The organism is Arthrobacter sp. 210 2 (genome assembly GCF_059093025.1).
Genome location: NZ_JBNHIE010000001.1, coordinates 163,802 through 187,014 on the forward strand (window position 1 = coordinate 163,802; position 23,213 = coordinate 187,014).

At 66.9% G+C, this 23,213-nt stretch carries 19 protein-coding genes; 13 read left to right on the forward strand and 6 right to left on the reverse strand.

Features of this window, described 5'->3' with window-relative positions:
- Positions 1-110: 110 nt before the first annotated feature.
- Positions 111-1,019: a factor-independent urate hydroxylase gene (gene pucL / locus AC5RWA_RS00800; RefSeq protein ID WP_079598863.1), complete on the reverse strand. Its 909-nt coding sequence runs from the start codon at positions 1,017-1,019 to the stop codon at positions 111-113.
- Between the two features lie 350 nt (positions 1,020-1,369).
- On the opposite strand from pucL, the gene AC5RWA_RS00805 reads away from it, so the two are divergent.
- Entirely contained in the window at positions 1,370-1,555 is a 186-nt protein-coding gene (locus AC5RWA_RS00805; protein WP_079598864.1) for a hypothetical protein, read from the forward strand.
- 14 nt (positions 1,556-1,569) lie between these two features.
- Here AC5RWA_RS00805 and ligD read toward each other — a convergent pair whose 3' ends face one another.
- Positions 1,570-2,802: a non-homologous end-joining DNA ligase gene (gene ligD, locus AC5RWA_RS00810; RefSeq protein ID WP_494056169.1), complete on the reverse strand. Its 1,233-nt coding sequence runs from the start codon at positions 2,800-2,802 to the stop codon at positions 1,570-1,572.
- 45 nt (positions 2,803-2,847) lie between these two features.
- The gene (locus AC5RWA_RS00815; RefSeq protein WP_494056170.1) at positions 2,848-4,221 is read right to left on the reverse strand and encodes an 8-oxoguanine deaminase; all 1,374 of its coding nucleotides are present in this window, start codon (positions 4,219-4,221) and stop codon (positions 2,848-2,850) included.
- Positions 4,222-4,624: 403 nt separating this feature from the next.
- Here AC5RWA_RS00815 and AC5RWA_RS00820 point away from each other — a divergent pair, with 403 nt between their 5' ends.
- The 9 genes from AC5RWA_RS00820 (at position 4,625) to AC5RWA_RS00860 (ending at position 15,586) form a co-directional block, all read left to right on the forward strand.
- Complete coding sequence (locus AC5RWA_RS00820; RefSeq protein WP_494056171.1) at positions 4,625-5,119, forward strand: nucleoside deaminase; 495 nt, start codon at positions 4,625-4,627, stop codon at positions 5,117-5,119.
- Positions 5,120-5,134: 15 nt separating this feature from the next.
- Complete coding sequence (locus tag AC5RWA_RS00825; RefSeq protein WP_079598868.1) at positions 5,135-6,655, forward strand: NCS2 family permease; 1,521 nt, start codon at positions 5,135-5,137, stop codon at positions 6,653-6,655.
- Between the two features lie 165 nt (positions 6,656-6,820).
- Positions 6,821-8,077, forward strand: a complete 1,257-nt coding sequence (locus AC5RWA_RS00830) for an XdhC family protein (RefSeq protein ID WP_494056172.1) — start codon at positions 6,821-6,823, stop codon at positions 8,075-8,077.
- Positions 8,068-9,006 carry an FAD binding domain-containing protein gene (locus tag AC5RWA_RS00835; RefSeq protein WP_494056173.1) on the forward strand — a complete coding sequence of 313 codons (939 nt, stop codon included), beginning with the start codon at positions 8,068-8,070 and terminating at the stop codon, positions 9,004-9,006. Before AC5RWA_RS00830 ends, AC5RWA_RS00835 begins: the two co-directional genes overlap by 10 nt.
- A 2-nt stretch (positions 9,007-9,008) precedes the next feature.
- Positions 9,009-11,840 (forward strand): molybdopterin-dependent oxidoreductase, encoded by a 2,832-nt coding sequence (locus AC5RWA_RS00840; protein ID WP_494056174.1) that lies wholly within the window; start codon positions 9,009-9,011, stop codon positions 11,838-11,840.
- 87 nt (positions 11,841-11,927) lie between these two features.
- On the forward strand, positions 11,928-12,908 hold the full coding sequence (locus AC5RWA_RS00845; protein WP_494056175.1) for an aldo/keto reductase: 981 nt from the start codon (positions 11,928-11,930) through the stop codon (positions 12,906-12,908).
- Between the two features lie 85 nt (positions 12,909-12,993).
- Positions 12,994-13,641, forward strand: a complete 648-nt coding sequence (locus tag AC5RWA_RS00850; RefSeq protein ID WP_494056176.1) for a uracil-DNA glycosylase — start codon at positions 12,994-12,996, stop codon at positions 13,639-13,641.
- Between the two features lie 38 nt (positions 13,642-13,679).
- Positions 13,680-14,027: a DUF5655 domain-containing protein gene (locus tag AC5RWA_RS00855; RefSeq protein ID WP_494056177.1), complete on the forward strand. Its 348-nt coding sequence runs from the start codon at positions 13,680-13,682 to the stop codon at positions 14,025-14,027.
- Between the two features lie 110 nt (positions 14,028-14,137).
- Positions 14,138-15,586, forward strand: coding sequence for an HNH endonuclease signature motif containing protein (locus AC5RWA_RS00860; protein WP_494056178.1), 1,449 nt, complete (start codon positions 14,138-14,140; stop codon positions 15,584-15,586).
- A 48-nt stretch (positions 15,587-15,634) separates the two neighbouring features.
- On the opposite strand, the gene nboR is transcribed toward AC5RWA_RS00860, so the two are convergent.
- Together nboR and aceE are read right to left on the reverse strand one after the other, a co-directional pair.
- Positions 15,635-16,315, reverse strand: coding sequence for a nicotine blue oxidoreductase (gene nboR, locus AC5RWA_RS00865; protein ID WP_494056179.1), 681 nt, complete (start codon positions 16,313-16,315; stop codon positions 15,635-15,637).
- 81 nt (positions 16,316-16,396) lie between these two features.
- The gene (aceE, locus tag AC5RWA_RS00870; protein WP_494056180.1) at positions 16,397-19,138 is read right to left on the reverse strand and encodes a pyruvate dehydrogenase (acetyl-transferring), homodimeric type; all 2,742 of its coding nucleotides are present in this window, start codon (positions 19,136-19,138) and stop codon (positions 16,397-16,399) included.
- Between the two features lie 307 nt (positions 19,139-19,445).
- Between aceE and AC5RWA_RS00875 the strand changes: the two genes are divergently transcribed.
- The 3 genes from AC5RWA_RS00875 to AC5RWA_RS00885 are packed head-to-tail and all read left to right on the forward strand — an operon-like array spanning position 19,446 to position 22,594.
- Positions 19,446-21,014: an NCS1 family nucleobase:cation symporter-1 gene (locus AC5RWA_RS00875; RefSeq protein ID WP_494056181.1), complete on the forward strand. Its 1,569-nt coding sequence runs from the start codon at positions 19,446-19,448 to the stop codon at positions 21,012-21,014.
- Between the two features lie 51 nt (positions 21,015-21,065).
- Positions 21,066-21,809: an aspartate/glutamate racemase family protein gene (locus AC5RWA_RS00880; RefSeq protein ID WP_494056182.1), complete on the forward strand. Its 744-nt coding sequence runs from the start codon at positions 21,066-21,068 to the stop codon at positions 21,807-21,809.
- A gap of 23 nt (positions 21,810-21,832) precedes the next feature.
- Positions 21,833-22,594 (forward strand): SDR family oxidoreductase, encoded by a 762-nt coding sequence (locus tag AC5RWA_RS00885; RefSeq protein ID WP_494056183.1) that lies wholly within the window; start codon positions 21,833-21,835, stop codon positions 22,592-22,594.
- Between the two features lie 60 nt (positions 22,595-22,654).
- Here the strand turns inward: AC5RWA_RS00885 and AC5RWA_RS00890 are convergent, their stop codons facing one another.
- Positions 22,655-23,032 carry a sterol carrier family protein gene (locus AC5RWA_RS00890; protein WP_494056184.1) on the reverse strand — a complete coding sequence of 126 codons (378 nt, stop codon included), beginning with the start codon at positions 23,030-23,032 and terminating at the stop codon, positions 22,655-22,657.
- Positions 23,033-23,213 lie beyond the last annotated feature (181 nt).

Here is a 23,213-nt window from a genome sequence, read left to right on the forward strand (position 1 = left end):
TCGTCTGGCTAACGTTGTCTGGCTAACAGGTGTGGCAAAAACTTTGGGGAAGGCCCGGTGGTTGAGCCCGTCGAGGGTTTCGACGGCTCAACCACCGGTGGCGGTGCGGTTTAGCAGAAGCCGGCGATGCCGGACCAGGCGGCGGGGGCCGGGGCGGCGTCGTCACGCTGGACGGTGGCCTCGATCAGGCCGTAGGGGCGGTCGGCGGCGAAGAAGACCTCGTTCGGGTTGTCCAGGCCGAAGGGTGAGAGGTCCACTAGGAAGTGGTGCTTGTTGGGCATGGAGAACTTGATCTCGTCGATCTCGCTGTGGGCCTCAAGGACCTTGGTGCCCATGTCGAACAGGGTCTGCTGCAGGGCGTGGGAGTACTTCTCCGTGAAGCCTTCCAGCAGGAGTGCCTTGACGTCCTCGTAGCTCTTGTTGAAGTCCAGGGTGCTGAAGTCGGTTCCGGTCTTGAAGCGCCAGCGGGCGGAGACGTCCGTGGCAAGGATGCGGTCCGTGGTTTCCGGCAGGGTGGTGTAGCGGTCCTTCGGGTAACCGACGAAGCCGGACTGGGTGGACTTCAGGACCGTCAGGTCCTTGAGCCCGGAGACCAGGTGGCTGGTGGCGCCGTCGCGGACCAGGACTGCGGTGCGGACTTCCTGGCCGTTGCGGACGAAGGAGTGGTCGTGTTCGCTGCCGTGCGCCTGGATCCGGTCCCAGCTGTAGGACTCCGCTTCCCAGCGGCCGCCGGTGACCCAGTCGAAGCTGGACGTGAAGTGCTCGCCGAGGCGCAGCAGGAACGCTTCGGGGGAGCCGACGCCGTCGCGGGCGAAGGCGTAGATGGTGTTCTTCTGGGTGTCCGTTGCCACCACGTGGGCGTTGTCGCCCTCCAGGTGGGCCGCGGCGAAGTCGCCCCGCAGCTGCGAGGTCACGTTGAGGTCCTCGATCTCGTGGCGGTTCGTGTCCCGGGTGATCTTGACGACCCGGACCTCCGCCTTGCCGTACTGGTTTTCGCCGAGGATGATCTTGCTGCTCATGGTCTGTTCCCAACTTCCGGTATGTGGAACATAGGTTCCATCACTGAAATTAAGCGCGTGTTACAAGCGCGTTTCCGGTGGAGCCGACCCAACAAAAAAGAGCCGGCATCCATTGATGCCAGCTCATTACGACCCTGCCTGCTGCTCCCAGGTTACGTGACGTGCGCCACGAGTTGCCTATCAGCGTACCCCCGCAACCCGGTGGTGTACATCACAAGTCCAAAAATCAATTTGTGACCGGACCCGTTGACGGTAAGCGCGACGTCGCCCTAAGCTTTTCGTATAGCAAAACTTAATTTCCACTTTATGGAATCCCAGAAACCAAGCAGCGACCTCTGGAGGAGGATCAGATGTACCAGCAGGACACGAAGCCGGTTGCACCGGCGAACGCGGCGGCACCCTCGGTCCCGGAGTTCTACCTTCCCCTCGGGGGCGGCACGGACCCGGACTTCTACCTGCCGGCAGACCGGGTGCATGAGCCCAGCCGCTTCTCGCGCTGGATTCACGCCCTCCCGGGCTTCGGCCGCCGGCCGTAACAGGCTGGCGGCAGCTACCCCGGCCATTCCTTCCCGGCCCAGGGGTCATAGTCGGCAATAAGCTCCTCCTGTGGAGGACGCTCAGCCTCGGGAACGTGCTGCAGGTTCACCCGCACCCGGTACCAGAGCGAGCTCGAGCCCCGCATCCCGTCAATGAGTACGTCCGCCGGGTGGAGGGCGGGAACCACGTCCGCATGCCGGGCCTTCCACTCCTCGAGCGCCGCCTGGGCCTCCGGCTTGGTCCTGGTGCGCGCCACTTCGATCAGCGGCATCGTGGACTGCCGGCGGCCCGAGCCGTCACCCGGGCGCGGAGCTTTCTCTGCGGGACCAAGCTCGGCTGCCAGGGCGAGGAGTCCTTCGAGTGACCCCACCGCCGCGTCGATGCCGGCGTGGGGATCACCGACCTCGGCGAACCGCTCCAGCACGGTGGGCACCGTGAATTGTTCCGGCCGAATGGAGCGGACTTCGTCCCAGGCGAGCGGCGTGGACACCCGGGCGTCCGGCAGGGACCGGACCGAGTACGCTGACGCCACGGTCCGGTCCTTTGCGTTCTGGTTGAAGTCGACGAACACGCTCTCGCCCCGTTCCTCCTTCCACCATCGTGCCGTGGCAAGGCCGGGAGCCCGGTTCTCAACCTCCCGCGCAAGGGTTTCCGCCGCCAGCCGGACCTCACGGTACGACCACTCCGGGGCGATGCGCACCAGGATATGCAGTCCCCGCGACCCGCTGGTTTTCGGCCAGCCCACCAGTCCCACGTCCTCGAGCACTTCCTGTGCCACATACGCGACGTCCACGATCTGTGACCAGTCCACCCCCGGCATGGGATCGAGGTCCACCCGGAGCTCGTCGGGGTGCTCAAGGTCCTCCGCCCGCACCGGGTGCGGGTTGAGGTCGAGGCAGCCGAGGTTGATGACCCACGCCAGCCCCGCCGCATCCCGGATGACCGCCTCCTCGGCCGATGTCCCCGACGCATAACGAAGGGTGGTGGTGTCGATGTATGGGGGATGGTTTTCCGGTACGCGCTTCTGGAAGAACGGTTCCTCGCCGATGCCCTTCGGGAAGCGCTTGAGCACCATCGGCCGGCCGCCCGCGCCGCGCAGTGCCCCCTCCGCGACGGCCAGGTAGTAGCGCACCAGGTCCAGCTTGGTCAGCCCGGGCCCGGGAAACACCAGCTTGTCCGGGCTGGAGATGCGAACCTCTTCACCATCGATGTCCAGGATCTCGGCCGGCGTCTTTGACGGAGTCATGCCGCCACGCTAGCAGCGGCTGACCAGCCATAACAGTGGCTGGCGTCAGCCGTTCACCAACCGGCGCGCCGCGGACGAGTGCTCGGCGATGAGGCCCGGGATATCCAGGCCCGGAATCTGCCCGTCCACCACGCGCCACTGCCCGCCGACCATCACCCGGTCCGCCCGGTCCGCTGCGCAGAGCAGCAGCGCCGCGATGGGATCATGGCTGCCGGAGAAACGCAGGTCATCCAGCCGGAACAGAGCCAGGTCAGCCTGCATCCCCGGCGCCAACTGGCCCAGTTCCGGACGGCCCAGCACGGCGGCCGAGCCCCGGGTGGCCCAGCCCAGCGCGCGCTCCACCGGAACGTCCGCCCCGTAGCGCAGCCGCTGGAGATACAGTGCCTGCCTGGCCTCGAGGACCATGTTGGAGGCATCGTTCGACGCCGAGCCGTCCACTCCCAGCCCCACCGGAACTCCCGCGTCCTCCAGTTCCAGGACGCGGGCCGTCCCGGACGCCAGCCGCATGTTGGAGGTAGGGCAATGCGCGACGGCGGTCCCCGCCGCCCCGAGGCGGGCGATCTCCGCGTCGCTGAAGTGGATGCCGTGGCCCAGCCAGGTGCGGTCCGTCAGCCAGCCGACGCTGTCCAGGTAGTCAACGGTCCGCAGTCCGAACATCTCACGGCAGAAGTCTTCCTCATCCAGGGTTTCGGCGAGGTGGGTGTGGAGGCGGACATCCAGCCGCTCCGCCAGGGCAGCGCTTTCGGCCATGATTTCCTTCGTCACCGAAAACGGCGAGCAGGGGGCCAGGGCAATCTGGATCACCGCATCTCCGCCGCGCTCGTGGTACCGGCCCACCAGCCGTTCGCTGTCGGCCAGCACCACCTCAGGAGCCTGCACCGTCGACTGCGGCGGCAGGCCGCCGTCGTCCGTTCCCAAGGTCATGGACCCGCGGGTCAGAGTGGCACGCATACCCAGCCGCTGCACCGCCTCCACTTCGATGTCGATGGCGTTTTCGAGGCCGTTCGGAAAGAGGTAGTGATGGTCGGCGGCCGTGGTGCAGCCGGAGAGCAGCAGTTCGGCCAGGGCGACCGTGGCTGCGAGCTCCAGGTCGCGTGGCGTGAGCCGGGCCCACACGGGATACAGGTTCTGCAGCCATGGGAACAGCGGGGCGTTTGCCACCGGACCCCAGGCGCGGGTGAGGGTCTGGTAGAAGTGGTGGTGGGTGTTGATCAGGCCCGGCAGCAGTACGTGGTTGCCGGCCTCGAACGTCTGCTGGCAGGGGGCCGAGGGCTGTTGCCCCGCGGCAAGCACCTCGACGATGACGCCGCCGCTGACCACCAGTCCGCCCGAAGCGTCCAAGGAGTTTGCGGTGAAGGCCGCCTGTGGATTCCGGATCCAGAGGCGGAGAGCGGCGGCAGGAGCGGGAAGGTTGGTCATGAAGTGTCCTTGTCTGAGCGCAGGTGCGGTAATTCCAGCTCAGTGAGGCCCTGTCTGCTGATCCAGGTACCGGCGGCTGCGGGCAGCGTCGGGTGCCATCAGAGTAGGGAACAAGCTTGACCTGCGTCAACGTCCCGGAATTGTGACGGCCTCCGGCCTGCCCAGTGAAGAACGCGAAACATGAATTTCACATCGCGAAATTAAGTTTTCAAAAAACTATGGCGCGGACCACAATCCGGTGCTAATCTCGATTCTGCCAAAGGCGGGCACCCGGACCCCGGGAAGCTATCTACCAGGCGCAACTTAACCTTCACAGCACATGCTGAAGCCTGGTAACCGTCGCACCTGGTTCTACTGGTCCTGCAAGCGGCAACAGGCTTCCCGGCAATAAGGAAGTCGCATCATGAGTACCACCGTCACGGCCGAGGAATTTTTGGCCAGATCCATCCGGCTGGCAACGGCCAACGTCCTGAACAGCGGCGGCCCCTTCGGCGCCATGATCGTCACCGCGGACGGCAAATCGTTCGACGGCGTCAACCGCGTCACTGCGGACAACGATCCGACGGCCCACGCCGAAGTCACCGCAATCCGCACCGCCTGCCGCGAACTCGGCACCTTCGACCTCAGCGGCGCCGTCCTCTACACCAGCTGCGAGCCATGCCCCATGTGCCTGGCCTCCGCGCTCTGGGCCCGCGTTGAACGGGTGGTCTTCGCGGCCGACCGCCACGACGCCGCCTCCGTCGGCTTCGATGACGCCGTCTTCTACGAATACTTCAACAACCAGGACAGGGACTCCCTGATGCCGGTATCCAAGCTGGAGCTGGGCGATCCCCAGGCGCCGGCACCGCTGGAGCCGTTCAACACCTGGAACACGCTCGAATCCAGGATCGACTACTAGGCCCGGCGGCTCACCATGACCATCCTGGATTCCTCCCACGACGAGCATTCGGCTCCATCCCCCCGCACCCCCCAGCCGGCATCAGGCACCCCCAGGCCGCCGGCGTCGAACTCCATCCTTGACCGCTTCTTCCACATCACCCAGCGCGGCTCCACGCTGGCCCGTGAATTCCGCGGCGGCCTGGTCACCTTCTTCACCATGGCGTACATCGTCATCCTCAACCCCCTGATCCTCGGCGGATTCAGCGCGGACAACGCCCCCACCGACGTTGCCGGGGGCTGGCTCTCCGCCGCCCAGGTTGGCGCCGTCACGGGCCTCACCGCCGGCGTCATGACCATCCTCTTCGGCCTCGTGGCCAACCTGCCGTTCGGCCTCGCAGCCGGCCTCGGCATCAACTCCTTCCTGGCCGTCTCGGTGATCCAGGAAGTCACCTGGGCCGAGGCAATGGGCCTGGTGGTGATCAACGGCATCCTGATCGTGCTGTTCGGCGTCACCGGTGCCCGGACCGCCATCTTCCGGGCCGTGCCCAAGGAACTGAAGGCGGCCATCACCGTGGGCATCGGCCTGTTCATCGCCTTCATCGGCTTCGTGGACTCCGGCTTCGTCCGGGCCACGGCGGGCGGGCCCCCCGTCCAGCTGGGCGACGGCGGCTCCATCACCTCCGTGCCCACCCTGGTGTTCGTCGTCGGCCTCCTGGCCATGGGCATCCTGGTGGCACGCAAGGTCCAGGGCGGCCTGCTGATCGGCATCGTGGGCACCACCGTGCTCGCCGCCGTCGTGGAAGCCATCTTCAAGATCGGCCCGGCCAGCGCCACCAACCCCGGCGGCTGGCACCTGAACACCCCGGTCCTTTCCGGACAGCTGGTGTCGGCGCCGGACCTGGCACTCGTTGGCCAGTTCGACCTCTTCGGTTCGTTCGCCAGGATCGGCGGACTGGCCGCCACCATGCTGGTCTTCACGCTCGTGTTCACCAACTTCTTCGACGCCATGGGTACCATGACCGGCCTCGCCAAGAGCGCCGGCGTGGCCCACAAGGACGGCACGTTCCCGCGGCTCAAGTCGGCCTTCATCGTGGAAGGCATCGGCGCCGTGGCCGGCGGAGCCACCTCCGGCTCCTCCAACACCGTGTACATCGACTCCGCGGCCGGGATCGGCGAAGGCGCCCGCACCGGCCTGGCCTCCGTGGTCACCGGCGTGCTGTTCCTGGGCTCGATGTTCCTCACCCCGCTCACCAGCGTGGTTCCGCTCGAGGTCGCCGCCGCGGCGCTGGTGGTGGTGGGCGCCATGATGATGGCCCAGATCCGCGAGATCAAGTTCAGCAAGTTCAGCGTGGCCCTGCCGGCGTTCCTCACCATCGTGACCATGCCGCTGAGCTACTCGATCGCCAACGGCATCGGTGTGGGCTTCGTCAGCTGGGCCATCATCGGGGCCGCATCCGGTAAAGCCAAGAAGATCCATCCGCTGATGTGGGTGGTCAGCGCCGGCTTCCTGGTGTACTTCGCCCGCGGACCCATCAACCTGTTGCTCGGGGCCTGACACACCATCCCCAAGCTGTTCGCGCCCGGACATCCGCCCCACCCGGGGCGGGTGTCCGGAGCGGCAGTGCTTCCCGGGCAACACGCGTATCCACGCCCTGCTTTCCGAACCTCCCGATAGGAACGACAATGGACACCACCGCCGCGCGGAAGAAGGAGTGCCGCCATGCTTGACCTGATCCCTTCGCTCCACTCCTGGGCGCAGCGAGATGCGGCCGGACAGTTCGCGGTTGCCACCATCGTGGGCGCCACCGGTTCGGTGCCGCGGCCGGTGGGCACGTCCATGATCATCACCGCATCAGGCTCCGTGCTCGGCAGCCTCTCCGGCGGCTGCGTGGAAGGCGCCGTGGTGGCGCTCGCGCTGGAGGCAATGGACGACGGCGGAACCCGCCGGAAGACCTTCGGCTTCAGTTCCGCAGACGCTTTCGCCGCCGGGCTCACCTGCGGGGGAGAGCTGGACATCCATGTCGAGCCGGTGCCCGCGGCTGTGGCCGGTGAAACCGCGCCGCACGCGCTCCGGATCGCGCTGCGGCAACTCGCGGACGCGGGCTCTGGCCAGCCCGTGGCGCTGGTACGCCGCATGGGCACCCGGGGAGGCGCCGCCGTCGTACTCCATGACCCAGCAAACTTCCGTGCGGCAGCGTCGCCGGAACTGGCCGGACTTCTTGAGGGAGAGTCCCTCCTTCAGGTGGACGCCCTGGTCCGCAGCGGCGGCGCCGGGGTGGTCCGGCTGGCCGGAGCCGGCGGCTGCCTGCCGGACCGCCTGCAAGGTTACCGGGACCAGGATTCCGGCGGGGACGCCATCCTGGTGGAATCCCGGCTCGCCCCGCCGCGGATGCTGGTGTTCGGCGCCAACGATTTCGGCGCCGCCCTGGTCCCTGCGGCGAAACTGCTGGGCTACCACGTGACCCTTGTGGACGCGCGGCCAGCGTTCGCGTCGCAGCCGCGCTTCGCCGCCGCTGACCAGGTGGTGACGGACTGGCCGCACCGCTACCTGGCAGCCGAATCAGACGCCGGACGCCTGGACAGCCGCACTGTGGCGGCTGTCCTCAGCCACGACCCCAAATTCGACCTTCCGCTGCTGGAAACCGCACTCGCCCTGGACCTCGCCTACGTCGGCGCGATGGGGTCCCGGCGCAGCCACCTCCAGCGGGTGGATGACCTTTTGGCAGCCGGCGTCGCGCCCGGCCGGATCGCCCAGCTGCATTCACCCATCGGCCTGGACCTGGGCGCCGTCACTCCTGCCGAAGTGGCTGTCTCCATCACGGCGGAGCTCATCGCGTCGCGAAACCGCGCCGCGAGCTGCACTCCGCTCCGCGAGGCGTCCGGCCCCATCCATCAACACCCCGCGCTGCAGCCGCCGCATCAGGCACCCCGGCAGCCCGCGCAAACCAAACTTCCCCAGGAGATCGCATGGACATGAACACCATCGAGGCGGTGGTCCCCACCACCGACCCCGCACAATGGCGCGACGGCGACGCCTGGCTGGCCGGCGGAACGGTCCTCTTCTCCTACGGCAGCTACGCCTTTGGCCCGCAACCGCTCAAACGCCTCCTGGACCTCGGCGCCGCAGGCTGGGAGCCGGTCACCGTCACCGATGACGGCATCGAGCTCGCGGCCACCTGCACCATCGCCCAGCTGTACAGCCTCCCCGCTTCCTCGGATGTGTCCGGCCGGGGCTGGCCGGGCCTGGACCTGGTCCGCCCGTGCTGCGATTCCTTCGTGGCGTCCTTCAAGGTCTGGAACATGTCCACCGTCGGCGGCAATCTCTGCACCTCGCTGCCCGCCGGGCCGGTCATCTCACTCTGTGCCGGCCTCGACGGCGTCGCGACCATCCTGGGCCCGGGCGGCACCAGCCGCACGGTTCCGGTGGCCGACTTCATCACCGGTGACGCCGCCAACTCCCTGGCACCCGGCGAGCTGCTCCGCAGCGTCCACCTCCCGGCGTCGGTCCTTGCTTCCCGGGCGGCGTTCCGCCGCCTCTCGCTGAGCAACCTCGGCAGGTCCGGGGTGCTGCTGATCGGAAGGCTCGACGGCGGCACTTCGTTGGTCCTCACCGTCACCGCCGCCACCAAACGGCCCGTCCAGCTGCGCTTCAGCGTGCTTCCGGACGCTGACGAACTTGTGGCGGCGCTTGACGACAGCATCCCGGACGACCTGTACCACGACGACATCCACGGCCTGCCCGCCTGGCGGCGGGACATGACCTACCGGCTCGCGGAGGAGATCCGCGCGGAGCTTGCCGCCCCGGAGGGGGCGCCCGGGCTCCCAGTATCCGGTGACTTCTGGCCGCCCCGGGCCGCGGCACCAAGCCAGCCGCCGGGGCACACCACACGTTCGAAAGGGGCCTGAGCATGGCCATCGAGATCAACGGAAATCCTGCTGACGCCGCGCCCCGGCCAGGCCAGTGCCTGCGGACTTTCCTCCGCGAGCAGGGCAACCTTGGCGTGAAAAAGGGCTGCGACGGCGGCGACTGCGGCGCCTGCACGGTCCACGTGGACGGCACGCCGGTACACAGCTGCATCTACCCCGCCGTGCGGGCCGAGGGGCACGCGGTCACCACCATCGAGGGCCTGGCGGCCACCTCGGGCAGCGGTGACCAGCTTCACCCCGTGCAGCAGCAGTTCATGGAACGGCAGGGCTTCCAGTGCGGCTTCTGCACCGCGGGCATGCTCATGACGGCCGCCACGTTTGACGACGAACAAAAAGACAACCTGCCGCGGAACCTCAAGGGCAACCTCTGCCGCTGCACGGGATACCGTGCCATCGCCGATGCCGTCTGCGGGCACGCCGGCCACCCGGACCCGCAGGGACGGGGCTCGGGCATCGCCGGGGAAAGCCAGCCGGATCCCGAACCCGGGCAGCTGGGCGACGACGTCCCGGCCCCCGCCAGCCGGGCCGTGGTCACCGGCACCGCCCGCTACACCCTCGACATTCCGCGGGACCAGCAGCAGGGCCTGCTGCACCTGAAGCTCCTGCGCTCGCCGCACGCTTCCGCCCGCATCCTCTCCATCAGCACCGAGGCCGCTCTGAAGGTGCCCGGCGTGGTGGCCGTCTTCACCCACGAGGACGCCCCTGCGCAGCTGTTCTCTACCGCCCAGCATGAGCTTTTCACCGATGATCCGGACGATACCCGCGTACTGGATGACGTGGTGAGGTTCATCGGGCAGCGGGTTGCCGCCGTCGTGGCCGAATCGGTGGGCGCCGCCGAAGCCGGCGTCCGTGCACTGGAGGTGGAGTACCAGGAGCTGCCCGCCGTTTTCACGCCGCAGGACGCCCTGCGTGCCGGCGCCGCCCTGGTGCACGGCGACAAGGACGGCACTGCCTCCCGGATCGCCCGGCCGGACCGGAACGTGGTGGCCGAGCTCCATTCGGAACTGGGCAGCGTGGCCGAAGGCTTCGCTGCTGCCGACTTCATCCACGAACAGACGTACCGCACCCAGCGCGTCCAGCATGTCGCCCTGGAAACGCACGCGGCCATCGCGTCGGTGGATGGCGATGGCCGGCTCCAAGTCCGCACGTCCAGCCAGGTCCCCTTCCTGGTCCGCCGCACGCTGTGCCGGGTGTTCGGGCTGGAGGAAGACCAGGTGCATGTGGTTGCCGGCCGGGTGGGCGGGGGATTCGGCGGCAAGCAGGAGGTCCTCACCGAGGACCTGGTGGCGCTCGCGGCCCTGAAGCTGCAGCGTCCGGTCCAGCTGGAGCTCACCCGGACCGAACAGTTCACCGCCACCACCACCCGCCATCCCTTCACCATCAAGCTTCGCGCCGGTGCCAGCGCCGACGGGCGCCTCACCGCGCTGGAGCTGGACGTCCTGACCAACACCGGTGCCTATGGCAATCATGGCCCGGGCGTGATGTTCCACGGCTGCGGCGAATCGTTGGCCGTGTACAAGTGTGCGAACAAAAAGGTGGACGCCCATGCGATGTACACCAACACCGTTCCGGCGGGGGCGTTCCGAGGGTACGGGCTGAGCCAGATGATCTTCGCCATCGAATCGGCCATGGACGAGCTCGCCGTGGGGATCGGCATGGACCCGCTGGAGTTCCGGCGCCGGAACATGGTCCGCGAAGGGGACAGCATGCTGTCCACGCAGCCGCAGCCCGAGGAGGACGTCCACTACGGCAGCTATGGGCTGGACCAGTGCCTGGACCTCGTCCGGGATGCACTGGACCGGGGACGGGAACGCTACCGGGATGCCGGGCTGGACGAACTGGGCCCGGACTGGCTGACCGGTGAAGGCGCGGCGCTGTCCATGATCGATACCGTTCCGCCGCGCGGCCACTTCGCCCATTCGAAGCTCCGGCTCCTGCCGGACGGAACGTACCAGGCCGACGTCGGGACCGCCGAATTCGGAAACGGCACCACCACGGTCCATGCCCAACTCGCGGCCACTGCCCTGTCCACGGACGCCTCGCGGGTTGTGGTGCGGCAGTCGGACACGGACCTGATCGAGCACGATACCGGGGCGTTCGGTTCGGCCGGCACCGTGGTGGCTGGAAAGGCCACCCTGGCGGCGGCCGAGGAGCTGGCCGTCCGCATCCGGGCCTTCGCAGCAGGTATCCGGCAGACCCAGGCTGCGGCCTGCGTCCTCGACGGCGACGCCCTGGTTGTGGACGGAACGCCCGTGCCGCTTGCGGAACTGGCGCAGGCGGCCGCGGATGCCGGCGTCGAACTCGCTGCCGAAGGACGCTGGGGCGGCACGCCCCGCTCCGTGGCGTTCAACGTCCATGGCTTCCGGGTGGCCGTGAACCGCGGCACGGGGGAGCTGAAAATCCTGCAGAGCGTGCAGGCGGCCGACGCCGGCGTGGTGGTCAACCCGCGCCAGTGCCGGGGCCAGATCGAAGGCGGCATCGCCCAGGCGATCGGTGCCGCGCTGTACGAGGAAGTGGTGGTGAACGACGCCGGGAAGGTGACCACGGACATCCTCCGGCAGTACCACATCCCCACCTTCGCGGACGTCCCGCGCAGCGAGGTGTACTTCGCGGACACCAACGATGCAATGGGTCCGCTGGGCGCCAAATCGATGAGTGAAAGCCCCTTCAATCCCGTGGCGCCGGCCCTGGCGAACGCCATCCGAAATGCCACCGGGGTGCGTTTTTCTTCGCTGCCGATCGCCCGCGACAAGATCTACCTGGGACTCAAGGAGGCCGGGCTGGCGCCGAAGCTGGAGCATCTCCTGTCCTAGGACAACGCGGGGTCACAAAATTCCCCATTAGGCGCGTTTAGCGGGCCTAAGCTGACCCCGCGTTGCATCGTTGCATATAGTCGGGGGATGGAACAGCGGATTTTAGGCAAGACCGGACGGAATGTGTCCGTCGTTGGGCTGGGAACCTGGCAGCTCGGCGCTGACTGGGGCCACGTGGACCCTGCCCAGGCGCAGGCAATCCTGGCGGCCTCCGTGGAAGCGGGTGTCACCTTCTTTGATACCGCCGACGTCTACGGGGACGGCAAGAGCGAGCAGGCCATCGGGAAGTTCCTCGCGGACAACCCGGGGCTGGACATCACCGTGGCCACCAAGATGGGCCGCCGAATGGACCAGCTGCCGGAAAACTACACGCTGGCCAACTTCCGCCAGTGGGTGGACCGCTCGCGGAAGAACCTGGGAACGGACACCCTGGACCTGGTCCAGCTGCACTGCCCGCCCACTCCCGTGTACAGCAACGCAGAGGTTTACGACGCCCTGGACACCCTGGTGGCCGAAGGTGCCATCCGTAACTACGGCGTCAGCGTGGAACGCACGGACGAAGCCCTCGAAGCGATCAGCCATCAAGGCACGGCCTCGGTCCAGATCATCCTGAACGCCTTCCGGCTCAAGCCGCTGGACGAAGTGCTTCCTGCGGCCAAGGCAGCTGGCGTGGGCATCATCGCGCGGGTACCGCTCGCCTCTGGCCTGCTGACCGGGAAGTATTCCAAGGAGACGTCCTTCGCCGAGAACGACCACCGGAACTACAACCGCAACGGCGAGTCCTTCGACGTGGGTGAGACGTTCTCCGGTGTGGACTACGAGCTGGGCCTGAAGGCCGTAGCGGAGTTCGAGCAGCTGGTCCCCTCCGGCGCAACCACCGCGCAGGCCGCCATCGCATGGATTGCCGCGCAGGACGGCGTCACCACCGTGATTCCGGGCGCCCGCAACGTGGAGCAGGCTGCGGCGAACGCTGCCGCCGCGGCCGTCACCGTTAATGAGGAATTCGACGGCGGCGTCCGCTGGATCTACGACCACTACTTCCGCGAAGTTATCCACCCCCGCTGGTAGCGTTCGCCGCCTGCCCCATGCCTCGCTCCGCTCGCCACGGGGACCCCGGGCGGCTCTCTTACGCACTCAGCTTGGGAGGACGTCGGTGACTGCCTCCGTCCACGACTTTGTGGAGCGGCTCGCGGCTGAGGAAACCGGGCCTGCTTGCACCAACTTCTTCGACGACAGCGTCCCCGCAAATGCCCGGCGCCGGGACAACCTGGGGATCTACCTCGAAGAGATGCTGGGCCGCGCGCCGAAGGTGCTGCTGGTGGGGGAGGCGCCCGGTTTCCGGGGAATGCGCATCACCGGGGTGCCATTCACCAACCGCAGCATCCTTGAGGGGCCCGCCAACAGCTTCGGTCTGTTCGGGCCGGGGAAGGGCTACGTTCTGCCGCCCGACGCCGCGGGTGTGCCTGCCGAACCGACCGCAACGGTGATGTGGAAGGTCCTGGCCGAGCTGGAGTTCCTGCCCCTCCTGTGGAGTGCCTTCCCCTGGCATCCGCATCTGCCCGGGCGGCCCCTGTCCAATCGGACTCCGACCCCGGCGGAAACAGCCCTTGGGACGCCTTTCCGGCAGGAACTGGTGGACTTGTTCGAGATCCAAAGCGTGGTGGCGGTGGGCAATGTGGCCCACCGCAGCCTGCAGCGGAGCGGACTCGAGGTGCCCAAGGTGAGGCATCCTTCCCATGGCGGACGCTCGGGTTTCAAGCGGGGTCTGGAACAGTTTCTGAGCGCCGGGATGCAGGCCTGAAGCGAGTGAACCAGTCGTAGTGGGCCACCATGGTGAGTGTGGATGCAGAACAGCTTTTTCCCGGCGCCCTTAGGGAGATGTATGATGCTCTTTCCGCCCGGGTGCTCGGGCTGGGTGACGACATCGTAGAACAGTTCTCGAGAACCCAGGTGAGTTACGGTGCGGCCCGGAAGTTCGTGTGGCTCACCCCGGTCACGAAGACCAAAGCGCTTCTGACCATGGACATGTGGGATGAGCACCACGGTTCGTTCCTCCGCAGTGTTATCCGATTTCGTCACGACAAGTACACACACCAGATCGACGTGCGCACGGCAGCCGACATCGAGACTGTGGCCGCACTCGGCTGGTTCGAGGAATCAGCCGCTTGGGGCCGGAAGCACCGGTGATCGAACAACTGGCAGTGGACTCCCACGGCTGGTGACGACGAACCCTGGCGCAGAGGGAATTTGAACTAAAGTCAGCTCGCATTGTCAGCCCCCCCTGTCATAGTTTTCCTATGGCGAGCAGGGCGGCATTGGAAGCGTTGGAGGTCCTTGAGGCGTCCCTTGCTGAGCTGGGTGCTGTGCTTCGTGGGATCGGTGAGGGTTTTGATCCGTTGCGGGAGCAGGCTGATCGGAGCTTGGACGGGCTCGCCGGGGTCGCCCGGCTTGAGGCCGGGACAGCTGCGTTGAAGGTGCATTTGGCCGCGGGGTATGCAGAGGCTGCCAAGGCTGTGGCGTCACGGGCCATGGTGCCGTGCGGGGCGATGGCGCAGGAAGCGTCGATGGTCGCCGAGGTTGCGGGTGTGTTGACTATTGGTGCGAGGGCTGCCGGTGTGCTGCTGAACGAGTCGCAGGTGCTGGCCAATGTTTTGCCGTTGACCCTGGCGGGGTTGCAGGACGGGAACTTGTCGTGGGCGCACGCGAAGGTGGTGGTTGAGGAAACCGTCACCCTGGATCGGGCCGGGGTCGCGGCGTTGGAGGAGCATTTCCTGGGCCCGGACGCACCGAACCCGGCCCGAGGGTGTGCGGGGCCGGGGGAGTTGGTGCCGCACCGGTTCCGGCACAAGGCCCGGATCTGGCGCGAACGCCACCACCCCGAATCCCTTGAAAAACGCCATGCCAGGAGTGTCGCGGAGCGGCGGGTGGAGCACCGTCCGGACATGGACGGGATGGCTTGGTTCCACGCCTACCTGCCGGCGGACACCGCGTCGGCGATGTGGAACCGTACCACTGCCCTGGCCCGGGGATTGCAGGGCCCGGACGAGTTCCGGACCCTGCCCCAGCTCTGCGCCGACATCTTCGCCGGCGCCGTCCTCAGCAACCGGCAGGACGGGCAGAGTCCTGGGGGTACGGTGGCGGAGGTCCGCACTCCGCACGCGGAGGTCCTGGTTACGGTGCCCGTGTTCTCGCTCATGGGGCTGACGGATGAACCGGCCATGCTCGACGGCCACGGCCCCATCCCGGCATCGATGGCCCGGAAGCTCGTCGCGGACGGTGCTGGCTCGTTTTACCGGGTGCTGGTGGATCCGCGGGACGGGGCGCCCCTGGAAATCGGGCGCACCAGTTACCGGGTTACGAAGGCGATCCGCCGCTGGCTGCGGATGCGAGACGGGAAGTGCCCCTTCCCGGGCTGCAGCAACAACTCCCTGGACAACGAAGCAGACCATTTGCTCGCCTGGCATCACGGCGGAACGACCGGGATCAGCAACCTGGGCCAGCCCTGCCGCAAACACCACCGCCTGAAACACACCAGCGGCTGGACACCCACCCCGGCCACCAAAAACGAACCACCCGGCTGGATCTCACCATCCGGCAGAAGATACAAAAGCGAACACCAGGACTGGGAACCACCCCAATGGCCGGAAACCCTTCAGGATGCCGTTGGCGGCCACGTTGACGTGTTCCACTTTGGACCGTCCCCGGGAGAAGTCGTCCTGGACCGGTTCCTGCATTCCCGCGGCTGACCACCCCTTCACGTGCCGTGGGGATCCTGGCCCTTATGAAGCGGTCTCCTAACCGAGAAGCCCCAACTGGTCCGGAGTGTCGATGTCCTCGCCGGTGGACTGGTCGCTGCAATCCACCTCATCCACCAGGTCCGGGTGCGCCCGCAGAAAGCCGCGTGCCCCGGCGTCGCCCGTCACGGTCGCGATGACCGATTGCCGCAGGGAAGCGTCGATGAGCAGCGGATGGCCGCGGAGCAGCCTGTTCTGTTGCTCGCTTTCCGGCCCCGCCCGATGCCCAGCCGGCATGCCGCCGTCGGACATATCACCGCGGCGGTAGGCGGCAGCGGTGATCCGGCCGGGACGGTGGCGTGCCAGCAGGCGCCCGACTGTTGCCCGGGTCAGCCCTGGCTGGTCCACAAGGGCTATCAGCAAGTGGTCTGCCGGGTCCGCCGTCTGCTCGCCCAGCAGGAAAGAGCTGCCCATTCCCGAACGCCACGCAGGGTTGATGGCCACCCGGTAACGGTCCAGGTCGGCGATCGTGGCGACCTCGGGCGCCCCCGCACCGAGCACCACCACTACCTCGCGGCAGCCGCCGTCGAGCAGGCTCCCGGCGATCACTTCCACCAGCGGCCGCCCGCGGTATGGCAGCAACGCTTTGGGGCCCATTCCCAAGCGGGTACCGGCCCCGGCCGCCAGGACTATGCCCGTCGCCCTGCGGTCAGCCGTGCTGTCCGCGCCCTGATTGCCCATAGCTGCACCCTAAATGAAAATGGCAGCCGGGGCGGTCTCCCCCCGGAAACCGTCCCGACTGCCTGTCTGTCGGGCAGGGAATCAGGCGTCGCCGCCCGCCCCGCCTGTGATTCCGGCGTTGACGTCCAGGAGCTTGTAGCGGTCCATGGCGTACTGCGGTGCGCCCTCCTGCACATCGCCCCTCGCGGCGAGCAACTGCAGGGTCTTCACCACGATGGAGTGGGTGTCGTTCTTGAAGAACCGTCGGGCCGCTGCGCGGGTGTCGGAGAAGCCGAAGCCGTCCGCGCCGAGCGAGGCGAACTGGTGCGGGAGGAACTGGCGGATCTGGTCCGGGACAGCCTTCATATAGTCCGAGACCGCCACTACCGGGCCCTGTGCGTCTGCCAACTGCTGGGTCACGAAGGGTACGCGTGCGGGGTCGCCGGGGTTCAGGAACGCTTCCTCTTCGGCGGCGAGCCCGTCGCGGCGCAGTTCGTTCCAGGAGGTGACGGACCAGACGTCGGCGGAGACGGACCAGTCTTCGGCCAGGATCCGCTGGGCTTCCAGCGCCCACGGTACCGAGACGCCGGACGCCAGGATCTGGCTTTTTGGTCCTGCAACGTCCGACGCCGACACCCGGTAAATGCCCTTGATGACGCCCTCGACGTCCAGTTCCTCCGGTTCGGCGGGCTGGGTGATGGGCTCGTTGTAGACCGTGAGGTAGTACATGAGGTTCCGGTCTTCCGAGTCCGGCCCGTACATGCGTTCCAGGCCGTCGCGGATGATGTGGCCCATTTCGTAACCGTAGGCGGGGTCGTAGGTGACCACTGCCGGGTTGGTGGAGGCGAGCAGGGGGGAGTGGCCGTCGGCGTGTTGGAGGCCTTCGCCTGTGAGGGTGGTCCGGCCGGCGGTGGCGCCGATGATGAAGCCGCGGGCCATCTGGTCTGCTGCTGCCCAGAAGGCGTCGCCGGTGCGCTGGAATCCGAACATGGAGTAGAACACGTAGACCGGGACCAGGGGCACGCCGTGGGTGGCGTAGGCGGTGCCGGCGGCGGTGAAGGCTGCCACGGCGCCGGCTTCGTTGATGCCGGGGTGGATCAGCTGGCCCTGGGCGGATTCCTTGTAGGCCAGGACCAGGTCCCGGTCCACGGACAGGTAGTTCTGGCCGCCGGGGTTGTAGATCTTTGCGGTGGGGAAGAAGGCGTCCATGCCGAAGGTGCGGGATTCATCGGGCACGATGGGCACAATCCGGTGCCCGAACTTCTTGTCCCGGAGCAAATCCTTGAGCAGGCGGACGAACGCCATGGTGGTGGCTGCCTGCTGCTTTCCGGAGCCGCGCTTGGCGACCTCAAAAGTCTTGGCCTCAGGCAACTCGACCGCCTGATGGTTTGGCCGGCGTTCCGGGACCGCGCCGCCCAGCGCCCTTCGCCGCTCCAGGAGATAGGCGATCTCGGGGGCATCCGCGCCAGGGTGGTAGTACGGCGGGCTGTAGGGGTCCTCTTCCAGCCGGGCATCGGAAATGGGGATCCGCAAATAATCCCGGAACTCCTTCAAATCCTGGAGCGTGAGCTTTTTCATTTGGTGGGTGGCGTTGCGGCCTTCGAAGTGGGGTCCGAGTCCGTAGCCCTTGACGGTTTTGGCGAGGATGACGGTGGGTTTGCCCTTGAATTCGGTGGCTGCCTTGTAGGCGGCGTAGACCTTGCGGTAGTCGTGGCCGCCGCGTTTGAGGTTCCAGATCTGGTCATCGGTGAGGTCCGCGACGAGGTCTTTGGTGCGGGGGTCCTTGCCGAAGAAGTGTTCGCGGACGAACCCGCCGGATTCGGCCTTGTAGGTCTGGTAGTCCCCGTCGGGGGTTTCGTTCATGATCTTCACCAGCGACCCGTCGGTGTCGCGGGTGAGCAGGTCATCCCATTCCCGGCCCCAGACGACCTTGATGACGTTCCAGCCGGCGCCGCGGAAGAACGCTTCGAGTTCCTGCATGATCTTGCCGTTGCCGCGCACCGGCCCGTCCAGGCGCTGGAGGTTGCAGTTGATGACGAAGTTCAGGTTGTCCAGGTTCTCGTTCGCGGCGAGCTGGAGCAGGCCGCGGGATTCGGGCTCGTCCATTTCGCCGTCGCCCAGGAACGCCCAGACCTGCTGGTCGGAGGTGTCTTTCAGGCCCCGGTTGTGCAGGTACCGGTTGGACTGGGCCTGGTAGATCGCGTTCATCGGACCGATGCCCATGGACACGGTGGGGAATTCCCAGAACGCGGGCATCAGCCTCGGGTGCGGGTAGGAGGACAGGGCGTGGCCCTCACGGGATTTTTCCTGCCGGAACCCGTCCAGGTCCTCCTCGGAGAGCCGGCCTTCCATGAACGCCCGGGCGTACATGCCCGGGGACGCGTGGCCCTGGAAGAACACCTGGTCCCCGCCGCCGGGGTGGTCCTTGCCGCGGAAGAAGTGGTTGAAGCCCACCTCGTACAGGGTCGCAGCTCCCGCGTAGGTGGAAATGTGCCCGCCGACGCCGATGTTGGGCCGCTGCGCCCGGTGCACCATGACCGCGGCGTTCCACCGCATGTACGCCCGGTAGCGGCGTTCGTATTCCTCGTTGCCCGGAAACGGTGCTTCCTGGTCCACCGGGATCGTGTTCACATAATCGGTGGTGGTCACCATCGGCACCCCGACGCTCTGCGCGCCGGCGCGCTGCAGCAGGCTCCGCATGATGTATTGGGCACGCTCGGTGCCCTGTTCCCTGATCAGCGCGTCCAGGGACTCAACCCACTCGGCAGTCTCTTCCGGATCACGATCAGGCAGCTGGTTAGTCAACCCGCTGAGGATATGGGAGGTATCTTCTCCTGCAGCCACGGGAGCCTCATTTCATCGTCGAATGGCTCATGTTTTCGTATTGTGAGAAAACATTCTTGCCATATGAGATTAGCGAGACGATGGCAGGAGGGTCAACATCGACGGCGGGGTCCACGCCCTCCTGCGCGGCAAGGACTGCTGCAAACCGATTGTGACTGCAGTCCGTGACAGTCCGTCCTTGACCGCGGGTGACGCAGGTCATACTCTTATTTCACTATTCAATATCTTGATTCCGTATTGTGGAATAACAGAAACGGCCACCAGCGCCGGTCTCACCACCGCGGATCCTCCCAGAATTGAGACCCTTATGCAGACCCCTCCACCGGTGGGTGTTGACGCGGCCCCAGACCTGACAGCGCCGTCAGTCGCCGCCGCACACCCCTCCATTACAGTTGAAGCCCTGTGCGAATCTGCCAGCACGGCATCCGGCCAGAGCATCAGCCCCACCCTTTATAACGTGGATCTCGCCCCCACCAAGCGCGCCGGCCGCAGCTGGTCCGGCTACAGCATCTTCACCCTCTGGGCCAATGACGTTCACAGCCTCGGCAACTACGCCTTCGCCATCGGGCTGTTCGCGTTGGGCCTCGGCGGATGGCAGATCCTCCTGGCACTCGGCATCGGGGCGGCCCTGCTGTTCGGCCTCCTCAACCTCTCCGGCTTCATGGGCGTCAAGACCGGTGTTCCCTTCCCGGTGATGAGCCGCATCAGCTTCGGAATCAGGGGCGCACAAATCGCCAGCCTGCTGCGCGGCGCCGTGGCCGTGGCCTGGTTCGGCATCCAGACCTACCTCGCGTCCGTCGTCTTCCGCGTGATGCTCGTGGCCATGTTCCCCGCCCTCGCGGAGATGGACAAGGACTCCATCCTGGGGCTCTCCACCCTGGGCTGGATCGCCTTCATCATCCTCTGGGTTGTCCAGCTGGTAATCGTCAGCTTCGGCATGGAAATGATCCGCAAGTACGAAGCATTTGCCGGCCCGGTCATCCTGGCCACGATGGCCGCCATCGCCATCTGGATCTTCATCGAGGCCGGCGGCGCCATCGCCTGGTCCTCGGACAACGCACTTGAGGGCCCGGAAATGTGGCTCACCATCTTCGCCGGCGGCGCCCTTTGGGTCTCCATCTACGGCACCTTCGTCCTGAACTTCTGCGACTTCACCCGCTCCGCCGTCTCAAAGAAGGCCGTTGTCCGCGGCAACTTCTGGGGCATCCCCATCAACATGCTGGTCTTCGGGGCCATCGTCGTGGTGATGGCCGGCGGGCAGTTCAAGATCAACGGCACCATCATCGAGAGCCCCTCGGACATCGTCCAAACCATCCCCAACACCCTCTTCCTGGTGCTGGCCTGCCTGGCACTGCTGATCCTGACCATCGCCGTCAACCTGATGGCCAACTTCGTGGCTCCCGTCTACGCCCTGACCAACCTGTTCCCCAAGCGGCTGAACTTCCGCCGCGCGGCCATCGTCAGCGCCGTCATCGGCCTGGTCATCCTGCCGTGGAACCTCTACAACAACCCGCTGGTCATCGTGTACTTCCTCGGCGGCCTCGGCGCCCTGCTCGGCCCGCTGTTCGGCGTCGTGATGGCCGACTACTGGCTGATCCGCCGCGGCAAGGTCAACGTCCCGGAGCTGTACACCGCCTCGCCGGAGGGTGCCTACTTCTACAAGAACGGCGTCAACCCCCGGGCGATCATCGCCATGCTCCCGGCGGCCGTCCTTGCCCTCCTCATCGCATTCGTGCCCGCCCTGGCATCCGCAGCTCCGTTCGCCTGGTTCTTCGCGGCGGGCATTGCCGCAGTGGTGTACTTCTTCATCGCCGACCGCACCCAGAAGCTGGAAGACCACGACGGCGAGTCCATCGCCATCGCCAGCACCCACTGACGGCCCATCCGCGCCCGCCACGAATGCACCAGCAAACCCCAAAGGACTTCCATGCGCATCCTTGTAGCAAACGTCAACACCACCGCCTCCATGACGGATTCCATCGCCGCCTCAGCCCGCAGTCTTGCGGCCCCCGGCACCGAGATCATCGGGGTGACACCCCGCTTCGGCGCCGACTCCTGCGAGGGGAACTTCGAAAGCTACCTCGCAGCGATAGCCGTCATGGACGCCATCACCTCCTACCCCGAACCGTACGACGCCGTCATCCAGGCCGGCTACGGAGAGCACGGCCGTGAAGGCCTCCAGGAACTCCTGGACGTCCCGGTGGTGGACATCACCGAGGCGGCAGCCAGCACGGCCATGTTCCTGGGCCACAAGTACTCCGTGGTCACCACCCTGGACCGCACCGTCCCCCTGATCGAGGACCGGCTCAAGCTCGCCGGGCTGGATGCACGGTGCGCCTCGGTTCGGGCCAGCGGCATGGCTGTCCTGGAGCTCGAGGAGGAACCGGAGCGGGCCGTGGAGGCCATCATCAACCAGGCACTGCTGGCGGTCACGCAGGACAAGGCCGAGGTCATCGTGCTGGGCTGCGGAGGCATGGCAGGCCTGGACGAACAGATCCGGCAGCGGGCCGGCGTCCCCGTGGTGGACGGCGTGGCATCGGCGGTGACGATCGCAGAATCCCTGGTCCGCATGCGCCTCTCCACCTCCAAAGTCCGGACCTACGCTGCGCCGCGGCCCAAGACCGTCATAGGCTGGCCGCTGAACAGCACCGCAGTGCCCGCCCCGCTCTAGCACCACATTCCAGGAGAACAGCTTTGAACAATCCCCAACCCGCCGGACGCGTCGCAGTGGTCACCGGTGCGGGCTCCGGCATCGGGCGGGAAGTGGCACGGCAGATGCTGGCCGGGGGGTACCGCGTTGCGCTGGCCGGACGCCGCGCAGCGCAGCTGCAGGAGACAGCGGACGGCCACCCGGACGCACTGGTGGTCCCGTGCGACGTCACCCGGCCCGACGACGTTGCGCGGCTTTTCGAAGCCGCTCGGCAGCAGTGGGGCCGGGTGGACGTGCTCTTCAACAACGCAGGCGTGTTCGGCCCGGCAGCCAGCGTGGACGAGATCAGCGTGGACGACTGGAACGCCACCGTTGCGGTCAACCTCACGGGCTCCATGCTGTGCGCCGCGGCCGCCGTCAGGATCATGAAGGAACAGGAACCCCGGGGCGGGCGGATCATCAACAACGGCTCCATTTCCGCACATTCGCCCCGCCCGCGGACCGTGGCCTACACGGTGACCAAGCACGCGATGACGGGCCTCACCAAAAGCATCGAGCTGGACGGGCGCGGTTTCGGAATCACCTGCGGCCAGATCGATATCGGCAACACGGCCACTGACATCATGGACACCATCGGCGTCGGCTCCGGGGCCCTGCAGGCTGACGGCAGCCGCCGTGTGGAGCCGATGTTCCCGGTGGCCGACGCTGCCCGCGCGGTGCTGATGATGGCGGACATGCCTGCCACGGCCAGTGTGGGCTCGGTGGTGGTGACCGCCGCGGGCATGCCGTTCGTCGGCCGCGGCTAAAAGCGCAAGCGCAAGCCGGCGGGGCGGCCAGCCGGCGGGCAGTCAGCTACCGGCAGCCAGCTACAGCGGTAGCAGCTCCGAGAGGTCCGCGCGCAGTCCCGAAGCAGCCACCCTGCCGGCCGCGACAGCGTCCGCCCAGCCCAGCTGGCCGGTCACCATCGCCAGCCAGGTGGCGGCGTCGCACTCAATAACGTTCGGCGGGGTGCCGCGGGTGTGGCGTGGCCCCTCCACGCACTGGGTAACGCCGAACGGCGGCACCCGCACCTCCACCGAGTTCCCCGGTGCCCGCGCGGTGACTTCCTCCAGGGAATAGCGCACGGCAGTGGCCAGGACGGCCCGCGGCAGGGGCGCGTCCGACGGCGGTTCGGCAGCTTTCCGCCATGCGGCCAGCGCCGCTGCGCCTTCCTCCACGTCAATACGACGGCGGGCTACAGCCATGTTTCGGGCTTCTTTCCGGTAAATATTCTCAGTATGGCCCCTCCGAATTACGAGTAGGGGCTGGCTGCAAAGACGGGTAGTGGCAAAGGCAATTAGAGTATCGCGCACGCTGGCGGAAGAAGAATTTGCCAAGCATGCTTCTTACAAGGCTCATCGCAGAGTCGGCAGCAGTGAGAAGCCC

Bases quoted from the DNA above. Each gene is read 5' to 3' on its own strand.
- pucL (WP_079598863.1), bottom strand. From the start codon at position 1,019: ATGAGCAGCAAGATCATCCTCGGCGAAAACCAGTACGGCAAGGCGGAG.
- AC5RWA_RS00805 (WP_079598864.1), top strand. From the start codon at position 1,370: ATGTACCAGCAGGACACGAAGCCGGTTGCACCGGCGAACGCGGCGGCA.
- ligD (WP_494056169.1), bottom strand. From the start codon at position 2,802: ATGACTCCGTCAAAGACGCCGGCCGAGATCCTGGACATCGATGGTGAA.
- AC5RWA_RS00815 (WP_494056170.1), bottom strand. From the start codon at position 4,221: ATGACCAACCTTCCCGCTCCTGCCGCCGCTCTCCGCCTCTGGATCCGG.
- AC5RWA_RS00820 (WP_494056171.1), top strand. From the start codon at position 4,625: ATGAGTACCACCGTCACGGCCGAGGAATTTTTGGCCAGATCCATCCGG.
- AC5RWA_RS00825 (WP_079598868.1), top strand. From the start codon at position 5,135: ATGACCATCCTGGATTCCTCCCACGACGAGCATTCGGCTCCATCCCCC.
- AC5RWA_RS00830 (WP_494056172.1), top strand. From the start codon at position 6,821: ATGCTTGACCTGATCCCTTCGCTCCACTCCTGGGCGCAGCGAGATGCG.
- AC5RWA_RS00835 (WP_494056173.1), top strand. From the start codon at position 8,068: ATGGACATGAACACCATCGAGGCGGTGGTCCCCACCACCGACCCCGCA.
- AC5RWA_RS00840 (WP_494056174.1), top strand. From the start codon at position 9,009: ATGGCCATCGAGATCAACGGAAATCCTGCTGACGCCGCGCCCCGGCCA.
- AC5RWA_RS00845 (WP_494056175.1), top strand. From the start codon at position 11,928: ATGGAACAGCGGATTTTAGGCAAGACCGGACGGAATGTGTCCGTCGTT.
- AC5RWA_RS00860 (WP_494056178.1), top strand. From the start codon at position 14,138: ATGGCGAGCAGGGCGGCATTGGAAGCGTTGGAGGTCCTTGAGGCGTCC.
- nboR (WP_494056179.1), bottom strand. From the start codon at position 16,315: ATGGGCAATCAGGGCGCGGACAGCACGGCTGACCGCAGGGCGACGGGC.
- AC5RWA_RS00875 (WP_494056181.1), top strand. From the start codon at position 19,446: ATGCAGACCCCTCCACCGGTGGGTGTTGACGCGGCCCCAGACCTGACA.
- AC5RWA_RS00880 (WP_494056182.1), top strand. From the start codon at position 21,066: ATGCGCATCCTTGTAGCAAACGTCAACACCACCGCCTCCATGACGGAT.
- AC5RWA_RS00890 (WP_494056184.1), bottom strand. From the start codon at position 23,032: ATGGCTGTAGCCCGCCGTCGTATTGACGTGGAGGAAGGCGCAGCGGCG.